This window comes from Pseudomonas sp. NPDC088429 (assembly GCF_044753305.1).
GTDB lineage: Bacteria > Pseudomonadota > Gammaproteobacteria > Pseudomonadales > Pseudomonadaceae > Aquipseudomonas > Aquipseudomonas rustica.
Window position 1 is genome coordinate 1 of sequence record NZ_JBIVMX010000018.1, and the last position, 22067, is coordinate 22067.

Here is a 22067-nt window from a genome sequence, read left to right on the forward strand (position 1 = left end):
GCAGAGAAGTTCAGAACGTTGTTCATCGTGTTCCCCTTCAAGGACTTTCAATTAAGTGACTGTCTCCTCCGATTGAGGAAATAGCCGGCGTACATACTACCCATTACTTGTAGTAAGTAAACTGACGTAGCGCAAGATGCAAAAAAAATTGTAGGCGTTGATTCTTTTTCGAGCAACTTTTAACTGCGCTGTTTAAAAAATAAACAGCTGCAAGCCCCGCGCTGAGCGAGTTAATGGGAAAAAGTTCCCGTTGTGATGGTTGTTTTTGCAGTCTTGGCTAAAGTCTGTCTATATCAATTCGTCCATACTTTCATTGCGATTTTGCGTGGTGCATCACCTATCTTTATGTTTCGTGAGGTGACTTTAAAAAAGGCTGCACGTCTTAAGTCTCAACATCCGGCAATGTTCAGGTGAGCGGCCCGGGAAGATCTTCTCCCACGCCACCCCTGCGTCCATCGGAGCAACCCCCGTCAACTGGCTTGATGACGAGCGCACCTTGAGCATTTTTGCCAATGGTGCCTACTATTTATCAGGTGCTCGGTTGCGCGAGATCGGTGTGGCTCTTCTCGGTGTCCAACAGGCACGGGGTGGCGTAGATGTTCCTTCGCCGGAAAAACATCGGTAAGGTAGGGGTCAGAATTCAAGACCCGCGAGGAGTAGTGATGAGCGAGGCGTTGTCCATCCACCATGACCAGGCTGGTCATCAGTTCGAGACCAATGTGGACGGTCATCGTGCCTATCTGACCTATATGGATCTGGGGAAACAGACCCTGGATATCTATCGTACGTTCGTGCCCAACGCCCTGCGTGGCCGAGGCATAGCGGCAGCGCTGACCGAAAGCGCGCTGCAGTACGCTGAAGAAATGGGCTACACGGTGATTCCGTCGTGCTCCTACGTCGAGCGCTATATGGAGCGCCACCAGCGCCGCGCCGCGAAGATCTGAACCGTACACACAAAAACGCCGGGCATTGCCCGGCGTTTTTTTATGCCTGCGAAACCTCGATCAGTTGCGCTGACGTTTCGGCAGCACGTCTTTTAGCTTGGCGTGCATGCTGCGCAGGGTGGTCTCGGTGGCCGACCAGTCGATGCAGGCATCGGTGATCGACACGCCGTATTGCAGATCGGCGAGGTCTTTCGGAATCGCCTGGCAGCCCCAGTTCAGGTGACTTTCGACCATCAGGCCGATGATCGACTGGTTGCCTTCGAGGATCTGGTTGGCGACGTTTTCCATCACCAGCGGTTGCAGGGCCGGATCCTTGTTGGAGTTGGCGTGGCTGCAATCGACCATCACGTTCGGCTTGATCTTGGCTTTGTTCAGCGCCTGCTCGCACAGGGCAACGCTGACCGAATCGTAGTTCGGCTTGCCGTTGCCACCGCGCAGCACGACGTGACCGTAGGCGTTGCCTTTGGTGGTGACGATCGACACGCCACCTTCCTGGTTGATACCGAGGAAACGGTGCGGGCTGGAGACCGACTGCAAGGCGTTGATCGCCACGGTCAGGCCGCCGTCGGTGCCGTTCTTGAAGCCGACCGCCGAGGACAGGCCGGAAGCCATTTCACGGTGAGTCTGCGATTCGGTGGTGCGCGCGCCGATGGCCGACCAGCTGATCAGATCCTGCAGATACTGCGGGGAGATCGGGTCGAGGGCTTCGGTGGCGGTTGGCAGGCCTTTTTCGGCCAGATCCAGCAGCAATTGGCGACCGATGTGCAGGCCGTCCTGAATCTTGAACGAGTCGTCCAGGTACGGATCGTTGATCAGACCTTTCCAGCCGACGGTGGTGCGCGGCTTCTCGAAATACACACGCATGACCAGATACAGGGTGTCGGAAACTTCCTCCGCCAGCACCTTCAGGCGATCGGCGTATTCGTGGGCAGCCTTGATGTCGTGGATCGAGCACGGGCCGATCACTACGAACAGACGGTGGTCGGTGCCATCAAGAATGTTGCGAATGACTTCGCGGCCCTTGGTGACGGTGCGCAGGGCGGCGTCGCTCAGAGGGATATCACGCTTGAGCTGATCAGGAGTGATCAGGGTCTCGTTAGAGGCGACGTTTAGGTCGTTGATCGGTAAATCAGCCATCGTTTACTCGTCAGGTCACGGGTGCCGGCCGCCAGCGATCCCCGCGCGGCGGAGCACAGCAGATTTAAGCGCGTCGGGGAGCGGAACCTTAGCGCGTAAAGCGCCTGCTCGACAATGGGCAAAAGGTGCTTTAGTCCAGCGCTGGCTGCGCAAAAGCCTTGCGCACGCTGTCGTGGGAGAACTCATCGGCGTGTTGCTCGACCCATTGCAGGGCCACAGCCTGAATTTCCTGCAGATCATCGTGGGTTTCGTTCATGCGGCAGTAGCGCTCGATCTGACACACCTGCTCACCCATTCGTGCGCTGAACAGCGTCTGCTCATCGGTAAATGCGATGCCCACCAGATAACCTTTTTTACGCCGCAAACACCACGCCACGTAGCCCGGATAACAGATGTCGGTGTTGAGCGTCGGCATGCGCACTTGCAGCGCCGTGCCATGGCGCCAGGCACGGTGGTAATTGCAAGCGATGCCGCCGAGGCTGATAGTGTGCAGCTGTTGCCTGGAAATACATTCAGGCTTGAGCAAGGTTAATTCAACCGGCACCTCGTCCGGATGAGGAATGAAACGTCCCATGAGCACAGACTCCCTGTGTCGGCCATTTGACATTGTTTCCCCCAGTATAGTGGTCGAATCCGAACTGACCGATTTCGACGCCGACCAACGGCTGCTGGCGATGAGCGGCGTTTCCCTGGTGATTTTCACCAGTGTCGGCTGCGCGAGTTGCCGCTATGCCCGCGAAGTATTGCCGGGGATGGCGCTGGCGGCCGATCGCTTGTGCTGGATTGACGCTGGCGACAACGGTGGCTTGGTCGAGCGTTATCAGGTCTTTCATTTGCCGGCGCTGTTTGTAGTGCGCGACGGCGAGTTCTTTGGGGCTGTGCACGCACGCCTGACCGCCGATGCACTCAACGAAGCATTGGCGCAGGCGCTGGGTCGAATTGCAGAGGAGTTGCCATGATGGCGGCAGTGAATAAGCCGGTGATCGGGATTATTGGTACCGGCGCAATCGGGGGATTTTACGGTGTGATGCTGGCGCGGGCCGGTTTCGATGTGCACTTTTTGTTGCGCAGCGAATTCTCGGCAGTCGCCGAGCGCGGTTTGCAGGTGAACAGCGCGGTGCATGGCCAGATGACGTTGAACCCGGCGCAAGCCTATTCGTCAGCCGAAGACATGCCTAAGTGTGACTGGCTGCTGGTGGGCGCAAAAACCACCAGCAACGCTGATCTGGCGCCGGCAATCATTCAAGCCGCCAAGCCGGATGCGAAAGTGCTGTTGCTGCAAAACGGTCTGGATGTCGAAGACAGTTTACGTGCGCTGTTGCCTGATTCGCTGCATCTGCTCGGTGGTCTGTGCCTGATCTGCGTGCATCGCGAGGGGCCGGGTCTGGTGACGCATCAGGCGCTCGGCGCGGTCAACGTCGGTTATCACAGCGGCTCGGCGAGTGATGATGTCGCGCGCATGGCGATCGTTGAGGAGGGCGCGGATCTGTTCCGTACCGCCGGTCTTGATTCGCAAGCGATGCCCAATCTGCACCAGGCGCGCTGGCAGAAACTGGTCTGGAATATCCCTTACAACGGTCTCTCGGTGTTGCTCGGCGCGGGCACCACGCCGTTGATGGCAGATGCCGACAGCCGCGCGCACATCCAGGCATTGATGGCCGAAGTGGTTGAGGGCGCCAAAGCCTGCGGCCACGACATGCCGCCCGGTTACGCCGATTTTCTGTTGATGATGACCGAGAAAATGCCCGACTACTGGCCGAGCATGTACCACGATTTTTTACACAAGCGTCCGCTGGAACTCGAAGCGATCTACGCTCGACCACTGGCGGCAGCGAAAGCGGCAGGCTGTGACTTGCCGCGTATCGAAGCGCTGTACCGCAATTTAAGCTTTATCGACCGACGCAACGTTTAGGTCGGTTTTTTGTAAGGGGCGGGGAAACGCATGGCCAAAAACATCGATGACAAACTGGTGCTGGCGATTTCGTCGCGGGCCTTGTTCGACCTGAGCGAGAGCCACAAGGTCTACCTGTCGAGCGGCGTCGAAGCCTATCGGCAATATCAGATCGAACACGAAGACGAGATTCTCGCGCCCGGCGATGCCTTCCCGCTGGTGGAAAAACTCCTGGCACTCAACAGTCGCCTCGGCCGCGCGCGGGTCGAGGTGATTCTGGTGTCGCGCAACAGCGCCGACACTGGCCTGCGCGTGTTCAACTCGATTCACCATTACGGGCTGGCGATTTCCCGCGCGGCGTTTGTCGGCGGGCGCAGTCCTTATCCGTACCTGAAAGCCTTTGGTTGTGATCTTTTTCTGTCGACCCACGCCGAGGATGTGCGTGCGGCGCTGGACGCTGGTTTCGCCGCCGCAACCATTCTGTCCGGTGGTGCCAGCCGTGCCGCCAGCGACGAATTGCGCATCGCCTTCGATGGTGACGCGGTGATTTTTTCCGACGAGTCGGAGCGTGTGTATCAGTCCGGCGGGCTGGAAGCGTTTCAGGCCAAGGAGCGTGAATCGGCCCGCGAACCGTTGCGTGGTGGCCCGTTCAAAGGATTTCTGGCCGCACTCAATCTGCTCCAGCGCGAATTCCCCGATGACGATTGTCCGATCCGCACGGCGCTGGTCACCGCGCGTTCGGCACCGGCGCACGAGCGGGTCATTCGCACGTTGCGCGAGTGGGATATTCGTCTCGACGAATCGCTGTTCCTCGGCGGTCTGACCAAATCGGCGTTCCTCGAAGCGTTCGCCGCTGACGTGTTTTTCGACGATCAGGCCGGGCATTGCGAGGCGGCCCGCGAAGTGGTTGCCACCGGCCATGTCCCCCACGGCATCAGCAACGAACCAGCGGTCTAAAGCCCAAACGGTTCAAGACGTTGCGCCGCACGTCGTAGTCGCCAAGGCACTGCTAAGCTGAATCAAATCTCCGCCATGTTGGCTTGCGAGGAGGTCATATGATTCGTTCGATGCTGTATGCCACTGACCTCGGTCTGTACGCACCGTTAGTGATGCAGCATGCCCTGGCGTTGGCGCGAACGTTCAATGCTGACCTGTACGTGGTGCACGCGGTGGAGCCGATGGGGCTGTTCGCCGAATCGGTGTTGCAGAGCTATCTCGATGAGCAGGCATTGAACGAATTTCATAGCCAAGGTCTGAAAACAGTCATCGCCAATATCGAGCAGCGGGTGCTGGAAAGCTTTCGTGAAGAATTGGGCGATGAAGGCGAACAAGACTTGCAGCGCATTCGCGCAGTGCGCGTGCTGCAGGGTGATCCGTCACAGGTGATTCTCGACCAGGTGCAGAAGCTCTCTGTCGACTTGCTGATCGTTGGCAGTCATAGCCACGGGGTGGGCGCGGAAACGCCGTTAGGGCGAACGGCGGCGCGGGTTCTGCAGTTATCGAAGGTGCCGGTTTATCTGGTGCCGCTGGTTGAGCGTCGGCGCAGTGAGGATCGCTGAAGCAGAATAATGGCACTTTGACAAAAAAGTTCTAGATTTATTCTTCAAACCATTAATATAGTTATATACCGTCGCTGATGCCCGTGGCGTCTACCTGCTTTGAGGGATACATATGAAGCTTCAACAATTGCGCTACATCTGGGAAGTGGCGCACCACGACCTCAACGTTTCCGCTACAGCCCAAAGCCTTTACACCTCGCAACCGGGCATCAGTAAACAAATCCGTCTGCTGGAAGACGAACTCGGCGTTGAAGTGTTTGCCCGTAGCGGCAAGCACCTGACCCGCGTCACCCCGGCCGGCGAGCGCATCATCACCACCGCCGGTGAGATTCTGCGCAAGGTCGAAAGCATCAAGCAGATCGCTCAGGAATTCTCCAACGAGAAGAAGGGCACCCTGTCGATCGCCACCACGCACACCCAGGCGCGTTATGCCTTGCCGCCGGTGATCAGCAATTTCATCAAGCAATACCCTGACGTCGCATTGCACATGCACCAGGGTTCGCCGATGCAGATCGCTGAAATGGCCGCTGACGGCACCGTCGATTTCGCGATTGCCACCGAAGCGCTGGAACTGTTCGGCGATCTGGTGATGATGCCGTGCTACCGCTGGAACCGCTGCGTGGTCGTGCCGCAAGGCCACCCGCTGACCAAGCTGCCGAAGCTGACTCTGGAAGCACTGGCCGAATACCCGATCGTGACTTACGTGTTCGGGTTCACCGGCCGTTCGAAACTCGACGAAGCCTTCAGCCATCGCGGCCTGACGCCGAAAGTGGTGTTTACCGCCGCCGACGCCGACGTGATCAAAACCTACGTACGTCTGGGTCTGGGCGTGGGCATCGTCGCGAAAATGGCAGTCGACACCAAACTCGACAACGACCTGGTAGTGCTGGACGCCAGCGAGCTGTTTGAGTCGAGCATCACCAAGATCGGTTTCCGTCGCGGCACCTTCCTGCGTGGTTTCATGTGCGACTTCATCGAGAAGTTTGCGCCGCACCTGACCCGCGAAGTGATGGCCAAAGCCATTCAGTGCCACAACAAGCAGGAACTGGAAGAACTGTTCGACGGCGTCGAACTGCCGGTTCACTGATCCGTTGAATCAGAGCACCTCGGTGACAGCAAACTGTTGCCGGGTGCCTGCCACCAGAATCTCCACCTCATCACCTTCGCACTTGCCCAGCAGACTTTTGCCCAGCGGCGAGCGCGGGGTGATGACGGTAATCGGCTGACCGACCACGTCGACTTTCAGGCCTGCCGCATCCGGCGCCAGAAACAGCCATTGCTCGCGACCCTTTTCATCCTCCAGACCGAGCAGGGCGCCGACTTCGATGCCGCGGTTTTCATCGTAGGCACGCAGCGTCAGGTTCTGGCACAGCGCCAGTGACTGCCGAATTTCTTCGACCCGTTTCGCCTGACCCGCCGCCAGATACGACGCCTCCAGTCCCAACGTGTCGTACTTGTTTTCGGCGATGTTCTCTTCGTGAGTCGCGGTTTCGTAGGCGGTTTGCGCCGCACGTTCGGCGATGTCGAGGTCGATGCGCAGCTTGTCGAGAATCAGTTGGTGGACGGTGTGCTTGTTCATGGTCAATCGCAGAATTGCAAAACGTTGGTGCGGGATTTTTCGCTTGGAGCTGTCTGATCCTGCTGCAGCCAGAACTGACAGTTGGGGTTCGACTGATTGCGGCTGCTGTTGCGCGCCTGATCCAGACGAGCCTGCTGTTCATTTTTGCGCAGGTTTTCTTCGTACTGCTGGAACAGTTGGCTTTGCGGCGGAATGTCCGGCTGAACCGGAATCGCCGCTGGTGGTTTGGCGACTTGCTGAACGGCTTGAGCGACCGGTGCCAATTGTTCAGCGAACAGAAAACGGGAAAGCACCCAGCAAGTCAGCGCGATGGCGAGAAAGCCTAGCCACATGCCCAAGGCAATGCTGCCGGTCAGGCGCAGCGCACTAAGCTGAACAGGCAAGGGGCGACGCGGGTTTGGGCGGTAGGGCATGGCTGCCTCCTGGCGGATGATTGCGGGCGAGCGGCGATTGTCGCACGAAGATTAATCGCCGTCGGCTCTTCTGCGCGAGGTGATTTATGCGGACAATTGCAGCTTTTGCCAACGGGAGTCTTGAATGTCGGAACTGAAACCCCGCTGGGATATTTTCTGCACCGTGGTCGACAACTATGGCGACATCGGCGTGACCTGGCGTCTGGCTCGGCAATTGGTCGCTGAGCATGCTTTGCCAGTGCGCTTGTGGGTCGATGATCTGCGTGCGTTTGAGCGTATCTGTCCCGAGATTGATATCAACGTCGCGCAGCAATTTCAGCAAGGCGTCGAGGTGCGGCACTGGCCGAGCGAGTGGCTGCACACCGAGGCGGCCGATGTGGTGATCGCTGCGTTTGCCTGTCAGCTGCCGAGTGATTACATGGACGCCATGGCCGAGCGCGAGAAGCCGCCGCTGTGGATGAACCTCGACTATCTGAGCGCCGAAGACTGGGTGATCGGTTGCCACGGGCTGCCGTCGGTCAAATACAAAACCGTGCAGAAGTTCTTCTTTTTTCCCGGATTCCAGCCGGGGACGGGCGGATTGTTGCGTGAGCGCGGATTGCTGGAGCGTCGTAGGCAATTTCAGCAGGACGCCCAGGCGCAGCGAACATTCCTGCAAGGTCTGGGGATTGATCGCGCCGAGGGTGCGCAACTGATCTCACTGTTTGCTTACGAAAACGCAGGGCTGGCCAGTTGGCTTGATGTGTTGGCGGCGGACAGCCAACCGACGCATCTGCTAGTGCCAGAAGGGCGCGTGCTGGGTGATGTCGCCCAGTGGCTGGACGTGGAAACGCTGAGTGTCGGCGCGATTCATGTGCGCCAGTCGTTGACCGTGCAAGTGCTGCCGTTCGTCCGACAGGATCAATACGATCATCTGCTGTGGTGCTGCGATTTCAACGCAGTGCGTGGCGAAGATTCGTTCGTGCGTGCGCAATGGGCGGGGCGGCCGATGCTCTGGCACATCTATCAGCAGGACGAAGACATCCATCTGGACAAGCTCGACGCCTTCCTCGCGCTTTACACAAAAGGCTTGTCGCCGGCCGCTGCTGAGGCGATGAACGGTCTGTGGCGGGCGTGGAGTGCCGGTCGGCCGATCGGTGAACACTGGCTGGCAAGCCGCAAACACTGGCCAGAACTGCAGGAAAATGCGCAAAAATGGTGTCTGGAACAAGGCTTGCAGGCCGATCTTGCCGCAGCGCTGGTACAGTTTTACCTAAATTGGATATGATACGCGGCCTAGATTTTTGTAAATCCCATCCAAATTCGGATATTCGCAATGAAAACTGGTAAAGAACTGAAACCCGGTACCGTGATCCGTCTCGAAAACGATCCTTGGCTGGTTCAGAAAGCTGAATTCACCAAGTCGGGCCGTAACAGCGCGATCATGAAGACCAAGCTGAAAAACCTGCTGACCGGTTACAAGACCGAGATCGTTTACAGCGCTGACGACAAACTGGACGACGTAATCCTCGACCGCAAAGAAGCGACCCTGTCCTTCATCAGCGGCGACACCTACACGTTCATGGACACCACTGACTACACCATGTACGAGCTGAACGCTGAAGACATCGAAGCCGTTCTGCCTTTCGTTGAAGAAGGCATGACCGATGTTTGCGAAGCGATCTTCTTCGAAGAGCGTCTGGTTTCCGTAGAGCTGCCGACCACCATCGTGCGCGTAGTTGACTACACCGAAGGTTCGGCTCGTGGCGACACTTCCGGCAAAGTCATGAAGCCAGCCAAACTGGCTAACGGTACTGAGCTGCAAGTTGCTGACTTCATCGAAATCGGTGACAAGATCGAAATCGACACCCGCGAAGGCGGTTCCTACAAAGGCCGTGCTAAATAAGCACCGGTTTTTGCGAAAAGAAAAAGCCCGACCATTGAGTCGGGCTTTTTTGTGCCTGAAAGAAAGATCTAAAGATCGCAGCCTGCGGCAGCTCCTACAGGGATCGGTGTAGGAGCTGCCGCAGGCTGCGATCTTTTGCTTTGTTTACACAGTGACGTGCAGGCGTACGTCGACATTGCCACGCGTGGCGTTGGAGTACGGGCAGACCTGGTGCGCCGCGTCGACCAGCGATTGCGCGTCGGCTTGTTCCAGGCCGGGCAGGCTGATGTGCAGATCGATGTCCAGACCAAAACCGCCGGGGATCTGACCAATGCCGACGTGGGCGGTGATCGACGCGTCATCCGGGATCTTGCGTTTGGTCTGGTTGGCGACAAATTTCAGTGCGCCGATGAAGCAGGCCGAGTAGCCGGCGGCAAACAGTTGCTCAGGGTTGGTCGCCGCGCCGCCAGTACCGCCGAGTTCTTTCGGGGTGGCGAGTTTAACGTCGAGGATGTTGTCGCTGGAGATCGCGCGACCATCACGGCCGCCAGTGGAGGTTGCGATTGCGGTGTAGAGAGTTTGCATGGTGAGAGCCTCGTAGGGTGTGATGTGTTGCGCTAATTGTTTGTGCGCTAAGTAAGTGCGAAGTGAATGTATCGCACGAATATTTAGCGCGCAAGATAAATTTCAAAAAATGATTCGTGTTGATTGGCGATTGTTTGCTGAAACACTTGTAGGAGCTGCGGCACGCTGCGATCTTTTGATCTTGAAAAAGCCAAGGTCAAAAGATCGCAGCGTGCCGCAGCTCCTACAGGGGGAGAGGGTGGATTCAGGTGAGGCTGTTTTGCAGGTGACTGCGCAGTGCTTGTAGCTCTGCTTGCAGGTTTTGCAGGCGTTCGATGGAGAAACCGCTGGCGCCGAGAATGCATTGCGGAACGGTTTGGGCGCTCTCTTTGAGCTCACGCCCCTTGGCGGTCAATTCGACAATCACAACGCGCTCATCCTCTCGGCTACGCGTACGGCTCAATAACCCTTCACCCTCCAGCCGTTTAAGCAGTGGCGTCAGCGACCCCGGATCGGTGAGCAACTTTGTGCTGATTTCCCCGACCGTCAAACCATCCTTTTCCCACAACACCATCATCGCCAGGTACTGCGGATAGGTCAGCCCCAGCACTTGCAACAAAGGTTTGTACACCTTGGTCATCATCAGCGAGGTGGAATGCAGGGCGAAGCAGGCCTGATTGTCGAGTAGCAGGTCGTCGCAGGTGTCGCGTTCGGAAGTCATGTCTACGCCTTGATCGTTGATGGTCACGAATCTAGCGCTCGAGTGTTTAATGCGCCAGATAATTTTCCAGCGCTAGTGCCGGCCGAGATCCCGTTGCAGCGCCAGATCCCATGGCGGTATCGGGCTGAAGCGCGTTTTCAGGTATTCCAGAAGCAAGCGGCTGCGTGAGTGGGTTTGTTGCTCCATGCGCAACGCGTAGATGCCGGTGGTTTCCGGTTTCGGCAGACCGTCGGCGCAAAACAGTGGCAATAATTCGCCGCGGAGCAAGTATTCACTGGCCAGCCACGTGGGCAGATGCGCAATGCCCAACCCGGCCAGTGCCCCGCACACCAAGGCTTCGGCATTGTTGGCGCTCATGCGGATCCGCGCCGGGCGATGCAACTGCATCTGCCCTTCCTGCTCGAAACGCCAGGCGAACGGCGGGGCGAGGCCTTCCCAGTCGAGGCCGTCATGTTCGCTCAATTGCGCTGGAGTGCTCGGCACGCCGCGGCGCTTGAGATAGTCGGGACTCGCACAAGCGATGCGCACCATGCTCGCCAGCGGCGTGGCGACCAACCGGGTATCCGCCAGTTGCCCGGCGCGCAGCACCAGATCGACCTTGCCGAGATTGGAACCGCCCATGTCGACAAAACTGTCGATCAGGTGCAACTGCACATCGAGCCCTGGGTACAACACCAGAAAGTCGGCAATCACTGGCGCCAGATGCCGTCGACCAAACGCCGCCGGCGCATCAATCCGAATCAAACCTTCCGGCGCGTTGCTCAAAGACACGGCTTCGGCGCGAGCCAGTTGCAGCTCGGCTACGATTCGACGTGCGCGTTCGGCGAACGCCAGCCCGGCCGGCGTGGCGAGTACCGCGTGAGTGCTACGGACAAACAACTGGCTGCCCACGGCGCTTTCCAGGCTGTCGATCCGTCGCGCAATGGCTGATGGCGTCAACGGATGACGACGCGAGACGGCAGAAAAACTGCCGCTCTCCAGCACATCCAGAAACAATCCGAGCTGGTCGGTGAGTTGATTGGGATTCATGGCGAACTCAATGCTTGTGCGAAATCGGCATAGCCATTGTGCGTTGCTGTGCGTTTCCCCGCCAGCCGCGACTGCGTAGGATGATTCGCCTGACGTAAGAGGAATTCGGCTGTGATGGAGTTTTTGTTGTACCTGTTGTTCGGCGCCGCACTCGGCACCCTCGGTGGCATCTTCGGCATCGGTGGTGGCCTGATTGCGATTCCGCTGCTCGGTGTTTGGTTTGGCCTTGATCAACAGATCGCCCAAGGCACGGCGCTAGTGATGGTGGTGCCGAACGTGATGCTGGCGCTGTGGCGTTATCACCAGCGCAATCGCATTGAGTTGCGACACGCACTGCCGCTGGCGATGATGGGTTTCTGCTTTGCCTGGATCGGCTCGATCTGGGCTGTCGGTATCGACGCGCAAACCATGCGCATCGGCTTCGTCGCTTTTCTGGTGGTGTTGTCGGTTTACAACCTGTTGAAGATGTTCGGCCGCCAACCTGCCGCGACGTCCGAGATGCGCTACTCATGGCCGTGGCTTGGTGTGCTCGGCGCGGCGTCCGGCACCATGGGCGGTTTGTTCGGGGTTGGCGGGGCGGTGGTGGCGACGCCGGTGTTGACCAGTCTGTTCGGCACCACGCAAGTGGTTGCTCAGGGCTTATCGCTGGCGCTGGCCTTGCCGAGCACCGGCGTAACGCTGGTGACGTACGCGGTGCATCACGAAGTGGACTGGATGATCGGCCTGCCGCTGGCCATCGGTGGTCTTGCCAGCATCAGTTGGGGCGTGAAGGTCGCCCACGCGATGCCGGAAAAACTCCTGCGTGGGCTGTTCTGCGGTTTTCTGGTGCTGTGTGCGGTGATGCTCGCGTTTAAAGTTTGAAGCCTTCGACGATGTGCTCGGCCAGGCACTCGGTGATCGGCGACGGATTGTTCAGGTTGCGCACCAGCATGATGCTCGCCTCCGGCAGCAACGGCAGGTCTTGGTCGGCGCCGAGAATGCGCATGTCCGGGGTGATCAGGCTTTCCAGTTGCGCGGTGATCGCCAGACCCGCGCTCACCACCGCCATCAGCGCCGACAGGCTGGTGCTGTTGTAGGCGATGCGGTAGTCGCGGCCCATCGCGTCCAGCGCATTGCACGCCCACAAGCGGCAGAAACAATCACTGTTGAACATCGCCAGCGGCAGCGGCGTTTGTTCGTGGGCACTGAAGTTCTGCGCCTCGGCCCAGACGAAACGCTCCTTGCGCAGCAGTTGGCCGATCTCGTTGCCCGGCTCGCGGGTGACGATCGACAAGTCCAGATCGGTGCGCTGCAGCAATTGTTTGGTCGACTCGCAATGCACTTCGATCTGAATCAGCGGATAGAACTGTGCGAATCGCGACAGAATCCCCGGCAGAAAACGCATCACGTAATCATCCGGCGTACCGATGCGCACGGTGCCGACCATGTGCGGCTCGCGCAGTGTGTTGAACACTTCACTGTGCAATTTGAGGATGCGTCGCGCGTAACCCAGCAGCACCTGGCCCTCAGCCGTGAGGCGCACCTGACGTCCATCACGCTCGAACAACTGGCGCTGCAACACATCTTCTTCCAGACGCTTCATCTGCATGCTCACCGCCGATTGCGTGCGGTTGACCATTTCGCCGGCGCGGGTGAAACCGCCCTGATCGGCAATCGCGACGAAGGTACGCAGGACATCGGTATCGATACTGGGGTAGGCGGACAATTGATGAATCTCCGTGATGCATGCCATCAGAAACATTCGTTGGATTGATCTTAGCGCCAGGCAGAGACTTGAGCCATCCACAACGGAGGGCAACACGATGAAAGGTCAAAGAGAGTTTGCAGGCGAAGAAAAATTCAGCGGTCACATCGTTTCCGATCTGCTGCACAAGTTTAGCCGCTGGTACGATTTGCACCGCGAACGTGAGTTGCTCGCCAGTCTGAGCGACGAAGCGTTGAAGGACATCGGGGTTAGCCGTGCCGACGTCGAACACGAAACCGTGCGGCCATTCTGGGACGACCCGATGCATAAATGATGAGGGCGCCGCTACACAAACCACTTTCAGGTGAGGTAGGTTGCGAGCAGACAAGGAGATGCTCATGCCCGCGACACTGTCCTTTTCCCTCAAACAGGCGCGACGACTGGCGCTGGCTGCCCAAGGGTTCAACGGGCGCCAGCCGCCGACCGTCAAAGCCGCTCACGTCAACCGGCTGATCGAACGGCTGGGCCTGCTGCAAATCGACTCCGTCAACGCCGTGGTGCGCTCGCACTACCTGCCGCTGTTTTCCCGTCTCGGTTCCTATTCTTCTGACTTGCTCGACCAGGCTGCCTGGAGTTCGGGGCGACGTCGCACGTTGTTTGAATTTTGGGGCCATGAAGCATCGTTGCTGCCGCTGTCGATGTATCCGTTGATGGCTTGGCGCATGCAGCGGGCTAGGCGCGGCGAGGATATTTATCAGCAACTGGCGAAGTTTGGTCGCGAGCAGCAGGACGTGGTGCGTCGCGTGTTGAGTTCGGTGCAAGAGCAGGGCGCGGTGGGCGCCGGCAGTCTGTCGACCCGCGAAGACAAGGCCGGGCCATGGTGGGACTGGAGCGCGGAAAAGCATGCGCTGGAGTGGTTGTTTGCTGCTGGTGAAGTGACGGTGGCGGGGCGACGTGGTTTTGAGCGTTTGTATGATTTGCCGGAGCGGGTAATTCCTTCTTCGATCTTGCAGCAGGCATTGCCGGATGAAGCCGAGGCGCAACGGGGATTGCTGTTGCATGCGGTGCAGGCGATGGGTGTCGGCACTGAGAAAGACCTGCGTGATTACTTCCGCTTGAATCCAGCGGATGCGCGACCACGACTGGCGGAACTGGTCGAGGCGGGGCAATTGCAGATGTGCGAAGTGGCCGGTTGGCGGCAGATCGCTTATTGCCTGCCGGAGCCGAAAATCCCGCGCAAAGTGACGGCGAGTGCGCTGTTGTCGCCATTCGATTCGTTGATCTGGGAGCGCAGCAGGACGGAGCGATTGTTTGATTTCCGCTATCGGCTGGAGATTTACACGCCGCAGGACAAGCGGGTTTACGGCTATTACGTGTTGCCGTTTTTGCACAATGAACGGATTGCCGCGCGGGTTGATTTACGCGCTGAGCGCGCGGCGGGGCGGTTGGCGGTGCATGCGGTGCACGAGGAAGAGCCGGGGTTGGATGAAGAGGGGATGTTGGCGCTGGCGATGAATTTGCAGCGCATGGCGAATTGGTTGGGGCTGGAGCGGGTGCAGCTCAATTGTCAGCGCGAGAGTGCGCTGCGGTTGCGGGTGGCATTGGCCAAAATCGACGGCCCCCTGTAGGAGCTGCCGAAGGCTGCGATCTTTTGATCTTGATCTTAAAAAAACAACATCAAAAGATCGCAGCCTTCGGCAGCTCCTACAGGGGCGGTGGCCAGGCGGTTTAGCGGCGAACTTGTTTGAGGGTTTCAGCAATCAAAAATGCCAACTCCAGCGACTGATCGGCATTCATCCGTGGATCACAATGCGTGTGATAGCGATCCGACAAACCGTCTTCCGTAATCGGCCGCGCACCACCAATGCATTCGGTGACATTCTGCCCGGTCATCTCGATGTGAATGCCGCCGGCATAAGTCCCTTCCGCCTCATGCACCTGGAAGAACTGTTTAACTTCACCAAGAATCTGCGCGAAGTCGCGGGTCTTGTAGCCGCTGCTGGCCTTGATGGTGTTGCCGTGCATCGGGTCGGAGCTCCACAGCACCTGCTTGCCTTCACGCTGCACCGCGCGGATCAGCGCCGGCAGGTGATCGCCGACCTTGTTCGCGCCCATCCGCGCGATCAGGTTGAGGCGGCCCGGATCGTTGTCCGGGTTGAGCACGTCGATCAGGCGGATCAGATCATCCGGGTTCATGCTCGGGCCGACTTTCACGCCGATCGGGTTGTTCACGCCACGCAAGAATTCGACGTGAGCGCCGTCGAGCTGACGGGTGCGGTCGCCGATCCACAGCATGTGCGCCGAGCAATCGTAGTAATCGTTGGTCAGGCTGTCGCGGCGCACGAAGGCTTCTTCGTAGTTCAGCAGCAACGCTTCGTGGGCAGTGAAGAAACTGGTTTCGCGCAGTTGCGGCGAGCTGTCCATGCCGCAGGCGCGCATGAACGCCAGGGTTTCATCGATGCGGTCGGCGAGATGGCTGTACTTCTCGGCCAGCGCTGAGTTGGCGATGAAATCGAGGTTCCACTTGTGCACTTGGTGCAGGTCGGCAAAACCGCCCTGAGCGAAGGCGCGCAACAGGTTCAGCGTCGCGGTGGACTGGTGATAGGACTGCAGCAGACGCTCCGGATCCGGTACGCGGCTCTTCTCATCGAAACCGATGCCGTTGACGATGTCGCCGCGATAAGCCGGCAGCGTCACGCCATCGATGGTCTCGTCGTTGGCCGAGCGCGGCTTGGCGAACTGACCGGCCATGCGCCCGACTTTGACCACCGGGCAACCGGCGGCGAAGGTCATGACGATCGCCATTTGCAGCAACACTTTAAAGGTGTCGCGAATCTTTGCCGCAGAGAATTCGGCGAAGCTTTCGGCGCAATCGCCACCCTGGAGCAAGAACGCGCGGCCCTGAGTTACTTCAGCAAACTGTCGACGCAGCTCGCGTGCCTCGCCGGCAAACACCAGCGGTGGATAACTGGCCAGGGTTTGCTCGACCTGGCGCAGGTGCGCGGCGTCGGGGTATTGGGGTTGTTGCTGGATCGGCAGGGCGCGCCAGCTGTCAGGGCTCCACGGTTGGCTCATCACGGTCTCTAAGGTTCTACGCACGGGCGGCCATGTTAGCAGCAATTAGTGCGTGACCTGCTCCCGCCCCTTCGCCGACAATCGCCGCTTTGCCACGGCGCCACAGCGGTGCCATCGCGTCACCGCGCCCGGTGACCATCAGGAGACGAAATGACTGAGGAGCGCGTCGAGCATCTGCTCGCCGAAGTACAGGATGAGTTCGGCGTGATTCGCGTGCTGGAAGTGGCCGATTACCGCTTTCTCGAATTCGGCGATGCGATCGAGCAGAGCTGCGTGTTCACCGCTGACCCGAGCTGGCTGGAGTACGACTACACCCGCGCGATGCTGATCGGCGCGTTGTGCCATGAGCAACCGGACAGCGCGCTGTTTCTCGGGTTGGGTGCGGGGACATTGACCCAGGCCTGCCTCAAGTTTCTGCCGCTGGAAGATGTTGAAGCCATCGAGTTGCGCCCGGACGTTCCGCGTCTGGCGATCGAATACCTTGGGCTGGATGATGACCCGCGTCTGTACATTCGTGTTGGCGATGCGCTGGAATTGCTGCCGACGGCGGAGCCAGCGGATTTGATTTTCGTCGACCTCTACACCGACGTCGGCCCGGGTGTCGGGCATCTGGCCTGGGGTTTTCTCGGTGACTGCCAGAAGCGTTTGAATCCGGGCGGCTGGCTGGTGATCAATCAGTGGGCCACCGATGATGGCCAGCCATTGGGCGCGGCGCTGTTGCGCGGGCTCTATCACCGGCATTACTGGGAGCTGCCGGTAAAGGAGGGTAATGTGATTCTGCTGGTGCCGGCGGATCTTGATCAGGAGCTGGACATGCAGGCGTTGACTGCGCGGGCCGAAGCGCTGGCGCCGCGGTTGGGGTATTCGTTGCAGTCGTTGATCAACGCGATTCGCCCGGCCACTTGATCCGAAACCCCTGTAGGAGCTGCCGAAGGCTGCGATCTTTTGATCTTGTTTTTCATGGGATCAAGATCAAAAGATCGCAGCCTTCGGCAGCTCCTACGGGGGTTAAATTCCTTTGAATATTCCAGGCCGCCGTTCCACTAAAGACCGCACGCCTTCCTTGGCATCCTCACTTGCAAGCAGCTTCTTCACCAGCGCCGGCAAGCCCTGCGTCGCCGCCGTCTCACCCTCATATCGCGCCTGCCGCGCCGACATCAATGTCGCCTGCACCCCCAATGGCGCCTGTCGCGCGATCCGCTCCGCCAATTCAATCGCCCGAGGCAACAAATCCTCACTGGCCATCACTTCCTGCACCAACCCCAAGCGCAACGCATCGTGCGCATCAAACTCATCGCCGGTCAGCAGCCAGCGCATCGCATTGCCCCAGCCGGCAATCTGTTGAAAACGCAAAGTCGCGCCACCAAAAGGAAAAATCCCACGCTGCACTTCCATTTGCGCGAAGCGGGTGTTGCTCGCGCAAAGATTGATATCCGCCGCCAACATGAGCTCGATCCCGATGGTCAGGCAGTAACCCTGCGTCGCGACAATCACCGGTTTGCTCACCCGTGGCCCGACGAAAACACCCCACGGATCGCAACCGCCGGTCGGAACTTGCCAACCTTCGGCCAATGCTGAGCTGGCATTCACCAGATCCAGACCGGCGGTAAAGTGTTCGCCATGGCCGAACACCACCGCCACCCGCGCCTCGCTGTCGGCTTCGAATTCGCCATAGGCCAGGCTCAAGTCGTTGAGCAGGTGGAGGTCGAAAGCATTGCGCTTGGCCGCTCGATCCAGGCCGATCAGGTGGACGTGACCACGACGTTCTCGGCTGACGCGGCCGGCGCAGGGCTGATTCATCGGTAGATCCTCGGGCGGGAAGGGCGGGTGCAGCGACGGAATGCCGCACGTCAGTGAATCGTTTAAGCGTCATCGCCCGCAGGGCCGGGCCTTTGAAAAATAGACCTTGGAACGATTATCCGCAAAACCCCGTTACACAGCGGTGACACACGCATTTTGCCGATAAAAAAAGCTCCCTTTTTGGGCAATTTCCGGTATAGTGCGCGCCGGCCTTTAACCGGGCCGCGTTTAGGTAGCGCAATTCCCCGAAGTCAGCTTCGGCTGCACGTCCGCACTGCGGGCTCTTCCCGGACGATTCTTTTTTTCATTCATTCGTTTTCGCAAATCCCCGCCGACAAAGCAGCCAGGGCGACTCTTGAGTCTCAACACGGCATGCGCAGCTTTGGAGCATGGGTCTTTGCGGATGCACTTAGAGGCAGACCCATGACCCAGGAAACCGGCGGCTTCGCCGCTTTTAATCTTAATCCGAACATTCTTGCAGCCGTCATCGCGACTGGCTACGAAGAACCTTCGGCTATTCAGCAGCAATCGATCCCGATCATCATGGCCGGTCAAGACATGATTGGTCAGGCGCAAACCGGTACGGGTAAAACCGCCGCATTCGCCCTGCCGATCCTGCACCGCATCGATCCTGCCAAGCGCGAGCCGCAAGCCCTGATCCTGGCGCCAACCCGTGAGTTGGCGCTGCAAGTAGCAACCGCTTTCGAAACCTACGCCAAGCAAATGCCAGGCGTTACTGTTGTGGCCGTTTACGGCGGCGCGCCGATGGGCCCGCAACTGAAAGCAATCCGTAATGGCGCACAGATCGTTGTCGCCACCCCGGGCCGTCTGTGCGACCACCTGCGTCGTGACGAAAAAGTCCTGTCGACCGTGAACCACCTGGTTCTCGACGAAGCGGACGAAATGCTCAAACTGGGTTTCATGGACGACCTCGAAGTTATCTTCAAGGCTCTGCCACCGACCCGTCAGACTGTACTGTTCTCGGCCACCTTGCCGCAGTCGATCCGTGCCATTGCCGAACGCCATCTGCGCGATCCGCAACACGTGAAGATCCAGACCAAGACCCAGACCGTTACCGCGATCGAACAGGCTCACCTGTTGGTTCACGCTGACCAGAAGACTTCGGCTGTTCTCAGCTTGCTGGAAGTGGAAGACTTCGACGCTCTGATCATGTTCGTGCGCACCAAGCAAGCGACCCTGGATCTGGCCAGCGCCCTCGACGCCAAAGGCTACAAAGCCGCCGCGTTGAACGGTGACATCGCCCAGAACCAGCGTGAGCGCGTTATCGACTCGCTGAAAGATGGCCGTCTGGACATCGTTGTTGCGACCGACGTTGCTGCTCGTGGTCTGGACGTTCCGCGCATCACTCACGTGTTCAACGTTGACATGCCGTACGATCCAGAGTCCTACGTTCACCGTATCGGCCGTACTGGCCGTGCCGGTCGCGAAGGTCGTGCACTGCTGCTGGTGACTCCACGTGAGCGCCGCATGCTGCAAGTGATCGAGCGTGTAACCGGTCAGAAGGTTGCAGAAGTTCGCCTGCCGGACGCTCAAGCCGTTCTCGATGCGCGCATCAAGAAACTGACCAACAGCCTGTCGCCGCTGGTGGCTGATGCCGAGTCGACTCACGGTGAGTTGCTCGATCGTCTGACCGCAGACATCGGCTGCACCCCGCGTGCTCTGGCTGCTGCGCTGCTGCGCAAAGCCACCAACGGTCAAGCGCTGAACCTGGCTGCAATCGAGAAGGAACGTCCACTGGTGCCGAACAATGCACCGCGTGGCGACCGTCCTGAGCGCACTGGCGATCGTCCTGATCGTGGTGACCGCGAGCGTCGCGCGCCAATGCCTTTGGGCGAAGGCCGTGCTCGTTGCCGTACCGCGCTGGGTGCGCGTGACGGTATCGCTGCGAAAAACCTGCTGGGCGCCATCCTCAACGAAGGCGGTCTGGCCCGTGAAGCGATCGGTCGCATCCAGGTGCGTGACAGCTTCAGCCTCGTCGAGCTGCCGGAAGATGGTCTGGACAAACTCCTGACCAAACTGAAGGACACTCGCGTTGCCGGTAAGCAGTTGAAGCTGCGTCGCTACCGCGAAGATTAATCCGCCCTTGGGCTGATTGATCGCACATAAAAAATCCCCGACTGGTTCGGGGATTTTTTTTGCCTGTTTTTCAGGATCAAAAGATCGCAGCCTTCGGCAGCTCCTACATTTGGAATGCGTTCCCCTTGTAGGAGCTGCCGAAGGCTGCGATCTTTGGCTTTAACCGAAGCGGTAAATATCCATCCCCAGCGCACCCATCGTGAACCCCTTGTGCGCCACGCTAAACTCACCCCCCGCACCCCGCGCAAAATACAGCGGCAACAAATGCTCATCACTCGGATGGTTGCGCACGGCATTCGGTGCCTGCTGACGGTAATCATGCAGCGCCGCCTCATCATCGGCCTGTAGCTTGTCGATCACCCAATCACGGAAATCCCGCGCCCATGGCTCAACGCTTTCCGGCCCGGCTTGCCAGTCCAGTTCGCGCAGGTTGTGGGTGATGCTGCCAGAACCGATCAACAGAATCCCTTGCTCGCGTAAACCGGCCAAGGCTCGACCCACACGGGTCTGAAGCGCCGGGCCTGCCCGACTTGGCAGCGAAACCTGCACCACCGGAATATTCGCCTGCGGATACATCAGCGACAACGGCACCCACACGCCATGATCGAAAGGGCGCTCCGGGTCGAGACGCGTCGGCAGGTTGTTAGCCGTCAGCAACTGCGCCACTTCTCCAGCCAGTTGCGGATCGCCCGGCGCCGGGTATTGCACTTCAAACAGCGCACGGGGAAACCCGCCAAAGTCATGCCAGGTATTCGGTTGCGGATTGCTGCTGACCAACAGTTCGTGGCTCTCCCAGTGCGCAGAGACGATCACGATGGCTTTCGGTGTCGGCAGTTCGGCGGCCAATCGCGCGAGGGCCGGGCCGCTGGCGCCTGGCTCCAATGCAAGCATCGGTGAGCCGTGTGAGATATACAGACTGGGAAACATGTGCGGGCTCCTGAACGGTAAGATGGCCCATCTTCAGTCACTTCATTGGTCTAAATCTAATATAAGTTTTAACGCTTTTTGATCGAATTTTTAGGGGGATGCATGCAGCCTGAGTTTTGGCACAAGAAGTGGGCTTCGAACCAGATCGGCTTTCATTTACCGCAAGTGAATCCTTATCTACAACGTTTCTGGCCGGATCTGAACCTCGCGGCACAAACGCGGGTGTTGGTGCCTTTGTGTGGGAAAAGTCTGGATTTGCTGTGGCTGGCTGCGCGCGGGCATCGGGTTCTCGGTATTGAACTGTCGGAGAAAGCCGTTGAAGACTTTTTCAGCGAGCAACAACTGCAGCCACAGATCAGCGAGCACGGCGTCTTCAAGGTTTACCGCGCTGGCACAATCGAGTTGTGGTGCGGTGATGTTTTCGCGCTGAGCGCTGCGGACGTTGCCGATTGTTCCGCGCTGTACGACCGTGCAGCAGTGATCGCCTTGCCGCCGCCAATGCGCGAGCGTTATGCCGAGCTTTTGCAAAACATCCTGCCGGTGGGTTTGAAGGGGCTGTTGATTACGCTGGATTACGATCAATCGCAAATTTCCGGACCGCCGTTCTCCGTAGACGATGCTCAAGTGCAACACATGTTCGGCGGTGCGTGGCAGATGCAGGTACTGGAATCGCAGGATGTGCTGAGTGACAGCGGCAAGTTTGTGCAGGCAGGTGCGACGCGGCTTGAGGAGCGGGTCTATCGGATCACCGCTCGGTAAGTTTCTTGCGCGCATAAAAAATGC

25 protein-coding genes are annotated in these 22067 nt (G+C 58.8%); 14 read left to right on the forward strand and 11 right to left on the reverse strand.

Annotation, left to right across the window (positions count from 1 at the left end; translation table 11 throughout):
• Nucleotides 1-662 precede the first annotated feature (662 nt).
• A complete protein-coding gene (locus ACIP66_RS11990) occupies nucleotides 663-944 on the forward strand; it encodes a GNAT family N-acetyltransferase (protein WP_003226804.1) in 282 nt (93 codons plus the stop codon).
• 60 nt (nucleotides 945-1004) lie between these two features.
• Here ACIP66_RS11990 and ACIP66_RS11995 read toward each other — a convergent pair whose 3' ends face one another.
• Entirely contained in the window at nucleotides 1005-2081 is a 1077-nt protein-coding gene (locus tag ACIP66_RS11995; RefSeq protein WP_053122298.1) for a 3-deoxy-7-phosphoheptulonate synthase, read from the reverse strand.
• Between the two features lie 130 nt (nucleotides 2082-2211).
• Nucleotides 2212-2655, reverse strand: coding sequence for a PilZ domain-containing protein (locus tag ACIP66_RS12000; protein ID WP_053122296.1), 444 nt, complete (start codon nucleotides 2653-2655; stop codon nucleotides 2212-2214).
• Here ACIP66_RS12000 and ACIP66_RS12005 point away from each other — a divergent pair.
• The 5 genes from ACIP66_RS12005 to cysB all read left to right on the forward strand — a co-directional run bounded on the left by ACIP66_RS12005 (nucleotide 2654) and on the right by cysB (nucleotide 6618).
• Nucleotides 2654-3040, forward strand: coding sequence for a co-chaperone YbbN (locus ACIP66_RS12005; protein ID WP_053122294.1), 387 nt, complete (start codon nucleotides 2654-2656; stop codon nucleotides 3038-3040). The genes ACIP66_RS12000 and ACIP66_RS12005 overlap by 2 nt on opposite strands.
• Complete coding sequence (locus ACIP66_RS12010) at nucleotides 3037-3993, forward strand: putative 2-dehydropantoate 2-reductase (RefSeq protein ID WP_400648278.1); 957 nt, start codon at nucleotides 3037-3039, stop codon at nucleotides 3991-3993. The genes ACIP66_RS12005 and ACIP66_RS12010 overlap by 4 nt, the downstream gene beginning before the upstream one ends.
• Before the next feature lie 30 nt (nucleotides 3994-4023).
• Nucleotides 4024-4929 (forward strand): 5'-nucleotidase, encoded by a 906-nt coding sequence (locus ACIP66_RS12015; protein WP_053122291.1) that lies wholly within the window; start codon nucleotides 4024-4026, stop codon nucleotides 4927-4929.
• A gap of 98 nt (nucleotides 4930-5027) precedes the next feature.
• Nucleotides 5028-5531, forward strand: coding sequence for a universal stress protein (locus ACIP66_RS12020; protein WP_053122288.1), 504 nt, complete (start codon nucleotides 5028-5030; stop codon nucleotides 5529-5531).
• A 112-nt stretch (nucleotides 5532-5643) separates the two neighbouring features.
• On the forward strand, nucleotides 5644-6618 hold the full coding sequence (gene cysB, locus ACIP66_RS12025; RefSeq protein ID WP_007908591.1) for an HTH-type transcriptional regulator CysB: 975 nt from the start codon (nucleotides 5644-5646) through the stop codon (nucleotides 6616-6618).
• 9 nt (nucleotides 6619-6627) lie between these two features.
• On the opposite strand, the gene ACIP66_RS12030 is transcribed toward cysB, so the two are convergent.
• Both ACIP66_RS12030 and ACIP66_RS12035 read right to left on the reverse strand, forming a co-directional pair.
• A complete protein-coding gene (locus ACIP66_RS12030) occupies nucleotides 6628-7110 on the reverse strand; it encodes a GreA/GreB family elongation factor (protein ID WP_053122286.1) in 483 nt (160 codons plus the stop codon).
• A 2-nt stretch (nucleotides 7111-7112) separates the two neighbouring features.
• Entirely contained in the window at nucleotides 7113-7523 is a 411-nt protein-coding gene (locus ACIP66_RS12035; RefSeq protein ID WP_400648283.1) for a hypothetical protein, read from the reverse strand.
• A gap of 124 nt (nucleotides 7524-7647) precedes the next feature.
• On the opposite strand from ACIP66_RS12035, the gene earP reads away from it, so the two are divergent.
• Both earP and ACIP66_RS12045 read left to right on the forward strand, forming a co-directional pair.
• Nucleotides 7648-8790 (forward strand): elongation factor P maturation arginine rhamnosyltransferase EarP, encoded by a 1143-nt coding sequence (earP, locus tag ACIP66_RS12040; RefSeq protein ID WP_400648286.1) that lies wholly within the window; start codon nucleotides 7648-7650, stop codon nucleotides 8788-8790.
• A 48-nt stretch (nucleotides 8791-8838) separates the two neighbouring features.
• Nucleotides 8839-9408, forward strand: coding sequence for an elongation factor P (locus ACIP66_RS12045; RefSeq protein WP_007908599.1), 570 nt, complete (start codon nucleotides 8839-8841; stop codon nucleotides 9406-9408).
• Nucleotides 9409-9552: 144 nt separating this feature from the next.
• Here the strand turns inward: ACIP66_RS12045 and ACIP66_RS12050 are convergent, their stop codons facing one another.
• The 3 genes from ACIP66_RS12050 to ACIP66_RS12060 form a co-directional block, all read right to left on the reverse strand.
• Nucleotides 9553-9972, reverse strand: coding sequence for an organic hydroperoxide resistance protein (locus tag ACIP66_RS12050; RefSeq protein ID WP_400648289.1), 420 nt, complete (start codon nucleotides 9970-9972; stop codon nucleotides 9553-9555).
• A gap of 244 nt (nucleotides 9973-10216) precedes the next feature.
• On the reverse strand, nucleotides 10217-10672 hold the full coding sequence (locus ACIP66_RS12055) for a MarR family winged helix-turn-helix transcriptional regulator (protein ID WP_400648292.1): 456 nt from the start codon (nucleotides 10670-10672) through the stop codon (nucleotides 10217-10219).
• 72 nt (nucleotides 10673-10744) lie between these two features.
• Nucleotides 10745-11701 (reverse strand): LysR family transcriptional regulator, encoded by a 957-nt coding sequence (locus ACIP66_RS12060; RefSeq protein ID WP_400648295.1) that lies wholly within the window; start codon nucleotides 11699-11701, stop codon nucleotides 10745-10747.
• A gap of 111 nt (nucleotides 11702-11812) precedes the next feature.
• Here ACIP66_RS12060 and ACIP66_RS12065 point away from each other — a divergent pair, with 111 nt between their 5' ends.
• Entirely contained in the window at nucleotides 11813-12562 is a 750-nt protein-coding gene (locus ACIP66_RS12065) for a sulfite exporter TauE/SafE family protein (RefSeq protein ID WP_400648298.1), read from the forward strand.
• On the opposite strand, the gene ACIP66_RS12070 is transcribed toward ACIP66_RS12065, so the two are convergent.
• Nucleotides 12552-13406 carry a LysR substrate-binding domain-containing protein gene (locus ACIP66_RS12070; RefSeq protein WP_172680137.1) on the reverse strand — a complete coding sequence of 285 codons (855 nt, stop codon included), beginning with the start codon at nucleotides 13404-13406 and terminating at the stop codon, nucleotides 12552-12554. The two genes, ACIP66_RS12065 and ACIP66_RS12070, sit on opposite strands and share 11 nt — an antisense overlap.
• 97 nt (nucleotides 13407-13503) lie before the next feature.
• On the opposite strand from ACIP66_RS12070, the gene ACIP66_RS12075 reads away from it, so the two are divergent.
• Nucleotides 13504-13719 carry a DUF1127 domain-containing protein gene (locus ACIP66_RS12075; RefSeq protein WP_053122393.1) on the forward strand — a complete coding sequence of 72 codons (216 nt, stop codon included), beginning with the start codon at nucleotides 13504-13506 and terminating at the stop codon, nucleotides 13717-13719.
• A 64-nt stretch (nucleotides 13720-13783) separates the two neighbouring features.
• Nucleotides 13784-15013: a winged helix-turn-helix domain-containing protein gene (locus ACIP66_RS12080; protein WP_400648301.1), complete on the forward strand. Its 1230-nt coding sequence runs from the start codon at nucleotides 13784-13786 to the stop codon at nucleotides 15011-15013.
• Between the two features lie 100 nt (nucleotides 15014-15113).
• On the opposite strand, the gene ACIP66_RS12085 is transcribed toward ACIP66_RS12080, so the two are convergent.
• Nucleotides 15114-16460: a class II 3-deoxy-7-phosphoheptulonate synthase gene (locus ACIP66_RS12085; protein WP_007964815.1), complete on the reverse strand. Its 1347-nt coding sequence runs from the start codon at nucleotides 16458-16460 to the stop codon at nucleotides 15114-15116.
• Between the two features lie 150 nt (nucleotides 16461-16610).
• On the opposite strand from ACIP66_RS12085, the gene ACIP66_RS12090 reads away from it, so the two are divergent.
• Nucleotides 16611-17366 carry a spermidine synthase gene (locus ACIP66_RS12090; protein WP_053122388.1) on the forward strand — a complete coding sequence of 252 codons (756 nt, stop codon included), beginning with the start codon at nucleotides 16611-16613 and terminating at the stop codon, nucleotides 17364-17366.
• 102 nt (nucleotides 17367-17468) lie between these two features.
• Here ACIP66_RS12090 and ACIP66_RS12095 read toward each other — a convergent pair whose 3' ends face one another.
• Complete coding sequence (locus ACIP66_RS12095) at nucleotides 17469-18260, reverse strand: crotonase/enoyl-CoA hydratase family protein (RefSeq protein WP_400648304.1); 792 nt, start codon at nucleotides 18258-18260, stop codon at nucleotides 17469-17471.
• A 423-nt stretch (nucleotides 18261-18683) separates the two neighbouring features.
• Between ACIP66_RS12095 and ACIP66_RS12100 the strand changes: the two genes are divergently transcribed.
• Nucleotides 18684-20357 (forward strand): DEAD/DEAH box helicase, encoded by a 1674-nt coding sequence (locus tag ACIP66_RS12100; protein WP_053122275.1) that lies wholly within the window; start codon nucleotides 18684-18686, stop codon nucleotides 20355-20357.
• A 159-nt stretch (nucleotides 20358-20516) separates the two neighbouring features.
• Here the strand turns inward: ACIP66_RS12100 and ACIP66_RS12105 are convergent, their stop codons facing one another.
• Nucleotides 20517-21284, reverse strand: a complete 768-nt coding sequence (locus ACIP66_RS12105; protein WP_400648307.1) for a DODA-type extradiol aromatic ring-opening family dioxygenase — start codon at nucleotides 21282-21284, stop codon at nucleotides 20517-20519.
• Between the two features lie 102 nt (nucleotides 21285-21386).
• Here ACIP66_RS12105 and ACIP66_RS12110 point away from each other — a divergent pair, with 102 nt between their 5' ends.
• Nucleotides 21387-22043, forward strand: coding sequence for a thiopurine S-methyltransferase (locus ACIP66_RS12110; protein ID WP_400648310.1), 657 nt, complete (start codon nucleotides 21387-21389; stop codon nucleotides 22041-22043).
• Nucleotides 22044-22067: the final 24 nt, after the last annotated feature.